Origin of the sequence: Arthrobacter sp. Bi26 (genome assembly GCF_918697925.1) — a bacterium.
Lineage (GTDB): Bacteria > Actinomycetota > Actinomycetes > Actinomycetales > Micrococcaceae > Arthrobacter.
Genome location: NZ_CAKKMF010000157.1, coordinates 1 through 5,920 on the forward strand (window position 1 = coordinate 1; position 5,920 = coordinate 5,920).

The following is a 5,920-nucleotide window of genomic DNA, read 5'->3' on the forward strand; positions in this document are numbered from 1 at the left end:
CTCCTTGAGCTGGCTGGACCCGGATGCTCTGCCGCGCCGGCCGCGCCACCGTCTTTCGCATTCGCATGGAGCCTCCTGGTTCCTCCGGGCCGGGCTCCGCACCCGCCTGGCCCTGCTGCTTGCCGGACTGGCAGTCCTTGCTGTCGTAGCAACGGTCGCCGTCACACTGTCCGTCCCGGCGGCCCCCGACGTCGTCCCCTACCCCACCGTTACGGGGCCACTCGGCGATCATCTGAAGAATCTGCAGAAGGGCGTGGAACCATGAGCCATTCGCGAACAGCCGGGCAGGACCACGACGGTCCCAGGTACCGGGTGCCGGCGGGTCTCCTCGCGGGACTGCTGGTGGCCGGGGCACTGGCCGGCTGCGGCTCCCCTGCGCCCGAGCTCGGCCGCGACGCGGCCAGGCAGCTGCAATCCCAGGTTCTGGCTGTCAGCGAGGCTGCGGCCGCCAATGATCCCGCCGGTTCCCTGAAGCACCTTGACGAGCTACTGGCCCGCCTGGATGCCGCAGCCGCGAGCGGCGAGGTGTCCTCCAGACGCCACCAGAGCATCAAGTCATCGATTGAGGCCGTCCGGGTGGATCTTGCCGCGCAGCAGGCGGCCGAGGCGGCCCGAAAGGCGGCGGAAGAAGCATCGGCTGAACAGGCTGCCGCGGCTCAGGCGGCAGCTGCTGCCCAGACTGCCCCTGCCGCCGTTGCCCCGGCGCCGGCTCCCGCTCCGGTCGCCAGCGATATCGCGAACAGTAACGGCAAATCGAAGGACAAGGGGAAGGGCAAGGGCTGAGGAGCCGCCTACCTGGTGCCGCACCAGATTCCGCGACGGTAAAAGGCCGCGACATCGGCCCTGGCCGCAGACCGACCGGGACGCCTCCGTCGTCACCATCGTCAGCCTGCTTACTATTTCGGAGGAAGTCCGCTAGCGTGGAGAAACGGCCTTGCGCCGGTCAACGACAAGAATCGCGGACTGCCGTCCGCCAATCGAAGGAGTGACGCCTGCATGGCAACTGTTCAGGAATCCATCGAAGTCAATGTTCCGCTGAACCAGGCCTACAACCAGTGGACACAGTTCGAGGAATTTCCGCTCTTCATGAGCGGCGTGGAATCCGTTAGTCAGCTGGACGACACCACTGTCCATTTCAAGACCAGCATCGGTGGAGTCCGGCGTGAGTACGACGCGCGGATCACCGCGCAGGAACCGGACCGGCGCGTGTCGTGGGAAAGCCTTGACGAACCACGGAATGCTGGCACCGTTTGGTTCGAGGACCTCGGCGACGCCGAAACGAAGGTGAACGTCGAGCTGACCTGGGAGCCGGACTCGGCCGCGGAAAAGGTCGGCGCGGCCATCGGCCTTGATTCCCGCCAGGTTGCTGCCGACCTGAAGAAATTCAAGCTGTTTATCGAAGAGCGCGGCGCCGAGACGGGCGGATGGCGCGGTCGCGTGGACGCAGTCGCGCCGGGCGCCACCACCGCCGTGCCGCTCCAGGAGGAGGTGGGCTACGGCGCGGAACCTGCCTTCCAGCGCGTGGACACCGATCCCGACCTTGCCCCCCAGCCGCCCTTCGGCCAGGACCAGCAGCGCTGACCTGGCGTTCGCACTGATCCGGCTGGGTTGCGCTGCCGGACTGGCGGCAAAACGCCCCGCCTCCCTTTCGGGAGACGGGGCGTTTTGCATGGCGACCTAGCGGGCGCCGTGGAGCGCTGCGGGAGCGCCGCGGCGGTGACTACTTGGTCAGCGTCGCCAGCACTTCGCTGAACTTCGCCGAGGGGCGCATGACCGCTGTGGCCTTGGCCTCGTCCGGCCGGTAGTACCCGCCGATGTCCACCGGGGAGCCCTGCACGGCCAGGAGTTCTCCGGTGATGGTGTCCTCATTGGAGTTCAGTGCCTCGGAAACGGCGGCGAAGGCCGCGGCGAGCTCGGCGTCGTCGCTCTGGCTGGCCAGTTCCTGGGCCCAGAACTTGGCCAGGTAGAAGTGGCTGCCGCGGTTGTCCAGCTCGCCGGCCTTGCGCTTCGGGGACTTGTCCTCGAGCAGGAACGTGCCGGTGGCGCGGTCCAGGGTGTCAGCCAGGACCTGGGCGCGGGCGTTGCCGGTGCTGGTGGCGAGGTGCTCGAAGCTGACGGCCAGCGCGAGGAACTCGCCCAGGCTGTCCCAGCGCAGGTGGTTTTCCTTGAGCAGCTGCTGGACGTGCTTCGGGGCGGATCCGCCGGCGCCGGTCTCGAACAGGCCGCCGCCGTTGATCAGCGGCACCACGGAGAGCATCTTGGCGCTGGTGCCCAGTTCCAGGATCGGGAAGAGGTCCGTGAGGTAGTCGCGGAGCACGTTGCCGGTCACCGAGATGGTGTCCTCGCCCTTGCGCAGGCGTTCCACCGTGAAGGCGGTGGCCTCGTCCGGGGACATGATGGCGATCTCCAGGCCCTCGGTGTCGTGGTCCTTGAGGTATTCCTCCACCTTGGCGATCATCCGGGCGTCGTGTGCACGGCCCTTGTCCAGCCAGAAGACGGCGGGTGTGGCGGAGGCGCGGGCACGGGTGACGGCGAGCTTGACCCAGTCACGGATCGGCAGATCCTTGGTCTGGCAGGCGCGCCAGATGTCGCCCGGGGCGACCTGGTGCTCGATCAGCACGGTGCCGGCGTCGTCGACGACCTGGACGGTGCCGGCGGACTGGATCTCGAACGTCTTGTCGTGGCTGCCGTATTCCTCGGCGGCCTGGGCCATGAGGCCGACGTTCGGGACGGTGCCCATGGTGGTGGGATCGAAGGCGCCGTGGGCGCGGCAGTCGTCGACGACAACCTGGTAGATACCGGCGTAGCTGCTGTCCGGGAGGACGGCGAGGGTGTCGGCCTCCTGGCCGTCACGGCCCCACATGTGGCCCGAGCTGCGGATCATGGCCGGCATCGAGGCGTCGACGATCACGTCGGAGGGCACGTGCAGGTTGGTGATGCCCTTGTCGGAGTCGACCATGGCGAGTTCGGGGCCGTCGTTGAGGCCCTTTTCGATGGCCGCCTGGACGTCGCCGCGGATCTCCTCGGGGAGGTCCCCGAGGCCGTTCAGGATGGAGGCCAGGCCGTTGTTGGGGCTCAGGCCGGCGGCGGCGATCTGCTCGCCGTAGGTGGCGAAGAGGTCAGCGAAGTAGGCCTTGACGACGTGGCCGAAGATGATGGGGTCCGACACCTTCATCATGGTGGCCTTCAGGTGGGCGGAGAACAGCACGCCCTCCTCCTTGGCCCGGGACACCTGGGCGGCGAGGAATGCATCCAGGGCCGCCGCGCGCATCACGGTGCCGTCGATGACCTCGCCGGCCAGGACCGGGAAGGCACGCTTAAGGACCTTGACAGTGCCGTCTTCCTTGACGAGCTGGATCTTGATCTTCGTGTCCGCATCGATGACCACGGACAACTCGTTCGAGCGGAAGTCATCGGCCTCCATGTGGGCCACGTTGGTCTTGGAGTCCGGAGTCCACGCGCCCATGCTGTGCGGGTTCTGGCGGGCGTAGTTCTTGACCGAGAGCGGAGCACGGCGGTCCGAGTTGCCTTCGCGCAGGACAGGGTTCACGGCGGAGCCCTTGATCTTGTCGAAGCGGGACCGGATGTCCGTTTCCTCATCGGAGGTGGGGTTGTCCGGGTAGTCCGGCAGCGCGTAGCCGTGGCCCTGGAGTTCGGCGATTGCGGCCTTCAACTGGGGCACGGAGGCGCTGACGTTGGGCAGCTTGATGATGTTGGCTTCGGGCGTCTTGGCAAGGGCACCAAGCTCGGCCAGGGCGTCGCTGACGCGCTGCTCTTCGGTGAGGTAGTCGCCGAACGCGGCGATGATGCGGCCGGCCAGCGAGATGTCGCGGGTCTCCACTTCCACACCGGCCGTCGAGGCGAACGCCTCAATGATCGGCAAGAACGAATAGGTGGCCAGCATCGGCGCTTCGTCGGTGTGGGTATAGATAATCTTTGCCATTGCTCGGGCGTCTCCCTGAAGGTCTGGGTATTTCCGGAATCTTGTGTTATCTCAACACCCCTAACTTACCCGAGGTGCCCCCGTTGGCGCCTACCGGCGTCGTGCGCGGACGGATAGGTGACACCCCAACACGGCATAACAAGAATTGACAAGCTACTTTACAGGTTAGTCAATTTGCCGTAGTTTCGTTCCATCCAGCGGCCGCCACCAGCGGCCGCCCCGCATTTCCACCGGTTAGGACACCCATGAGAACACCCAAGACTCTGGCCACCAGCCTGCTGACTCTGTCGGCCGCCGCTCTGCTGGCCCTGAGTGCCGCGGGGGCGGCCACCGCCTCCCCCGCCCCGGCCAAGGCACCGGTTTCCGCCTCCGATGTCGCAAGCCACACCGTCACCGAAACGGGGACGGCCGACTACTGGACCCCGGAACGCATGCGCAATGCCGTCCCCGGCGACGTCCTGGCCGACAGGGCCATGAAGCGCAGTGGCAAGGCCGCCTCGGCCCAGGGCCCAGCGGAAACGGGCGCGCCGAGCAAGGTAGAGGCCGCTGCTCCGAAGCTGCAAACCCAGGCGCTCCAGACCAAGGCCAATGCGAGCGAGACCCCCGTCCCGCACATCGGCAAGGTCTTCTTCACCCTCGGCGGCACCAACTACGTCTGCTCCGGCAACTCGGTCTCCTCCGCCAACAAGAGCACGGTCTCCACGGCCGGACACTGCGTGAATGAGGGTCCGGGCGCCTTCGCCACCAAGTTCACGTTCGTCCCGGCGTACCTGAACGGCGCGGCCCCCTACGGCATGTGGACGGCCAAGGCCCTTTACGCCCCCACCCAGTGGAGCTCCGCGGGCGACATGACCTACGACACCGGCTTCGCCGTAATGTCCACGCTCAACGGCCAGTACCTGAGCGACGTCGTCGGCGGCTCCGGACTGCAGTTCAACGCCGCCCGCGGCCTGAGCTACAAGTCATTCGGATACCCGGCCGCGGCGCCTTTCAACGGTGAATCCCTCAAGAGCTGCAGCGGCACCGCCACCAACGATCCCTACAACCCGCAGTTCAACACCCAGGGGATCCCCTGCAACATGACCGGCGGGTCCTCGGGCGGTCCGTGGTTCATCGGCACCAGCGCTTCCGGCTACCAGAACTCCATCAACAGCTATGGCTACGGCAGCAAATCCACCAAGATGTACGGCCCCTACTGGGGCACAGTCATCCAGCAGGCCTACACCACCGCGGCCGCTTCCTAGCCTGAGGGCACGGGCCCCGTTCACGCGGGGCCCGTGCACCCAGCCTTGTCACCCCAGGTGCGTGGACAGGGTGCGTGGATGCCCAGCCTTGTTACCCCGGGTGCGGACCGGGGTGGATGCCCAGCCGTGTTATCCCTAGCGCGGGCACCCCCGCTTTGATTCGCGGCCTGTTTGTTCAACCCTTGATTGCCCAGCCTCTTGTTTAGCCCAACCCTTGTTTCCTCCAGCCTTTGTTACCCCGACCTTATGCACCCCAGCGCGGGGTCACTTGCGGCCCCTCTTCAGCAGTGGGGAGGACGCGGTGGCCCCGCGTTGGCATCAGTCGGCGACGGCGGCTATCCGCTGGACATGCCCTCCCCACACGGCATGGCTTGGACATATACCCTCTATGTCCGGGCCTTGGCGCGAACAATGGGCATGTCCCCCGGGGCAGGTCCTCGACGGTCCGCAATCAATGAGCCTGTCCCCCGGGCTGGTCCCCGGCGCTCCGGCAAGATTGAGCATGTCCCCAGGTTGGCCCGGCCAGCGTCAGGGCTCACGGGACATGCCCTCCTCACACCCCGAGGCCTGGACATATACCCCTGTGTCCGGGCCTTGGCGCGAACAATGGGCATGTCCCCCGGCCGGTCCCCGGAGTCCGTAATGAATGAGCATGTTCCCAGGCAGGAATGAGCATGTCCCCAGGTTGGCCCTGCCAGCGTCAGAGCTCGTGGGACATGCCCTCCCCACACCC

At 66.7% G+C, this 5,920-nt stretch carries 4 protein-coding genes and 1 pseudogene; 4 read left to right on the forward strand and 1 reads right to left on the reverse strand.

All coding sequences use genetic code 11. From position 1 onward, the window contains the following. The 3 genes and pseudogenes from LQV16_RS22670 to LQV16_RS22680 all read left to right on the forward strand — a co-directional run. A pseudogene (locus tag LQV16_RS22670) lies at window positions 1-265 on the forward strand (serine/threonine protein kinase); the annotation flags it as partial. Continuing rightward, window positions 262-783: a mucin-associated surface protein gene (locus LQV16_RS22675; RefSeq protein ID WP_229996097.1), complete on the forward strand. Its 522-nt coding sequence runs from the start codon at window positions 262-264 to the stop codon at window positions 781-783. The pseudogene LQV16_RS22670 and the gene LQV16_RS22675, both read left to right, overlap by 4 nt. 213 nt (window positions 784-996) lie before the next feature. Further along, window positions 997-1,581 (forward strand): SRPBCC family protein, encoded by a 585-nt coding sequence (locus LQV16_RS22680; protein WP_229996098.1) that lies wholly within the window; start codon window positions 997-999, stop codon window positions 1,579-1,581. Window positions 1,582-1,720: 139 nt separating this feature from the next. Here the strand turns inward: LQV16_RS22680 and LQV16_RS22685 are convergent, their stop codons facing one another. Then, window positions 1,721-3,943, reverse strand: a complete 2,223-nt coding sequence (locus LQV16_RS22685) for an NADP-dependent isocitrate dehydrogenase (RefSeq protein WP_229996099.1) — start codon at window positions 3,941-3,943, stop codon at window positions 1,721-1,723. 245 nt (window positions 3,944-4,188) lie between these two features. Here LQV16_RS22685 and LQV16_RS22690 point away from each other — a divergent pair, with 245 nt between their 5' ends. Beyond that, window positions 4,189-5,187, forward strand: a complete 999-nt coding sequence (locus LQV16_RS22690; RefSeq protein WP_229996100.1) for a hypothetical protein — start codon at window positions 4,189-4,191, stop codon at window positions 5,185-5,187. Window positions 5,188-5,920 lie beyond the last annotated feature (733 nt).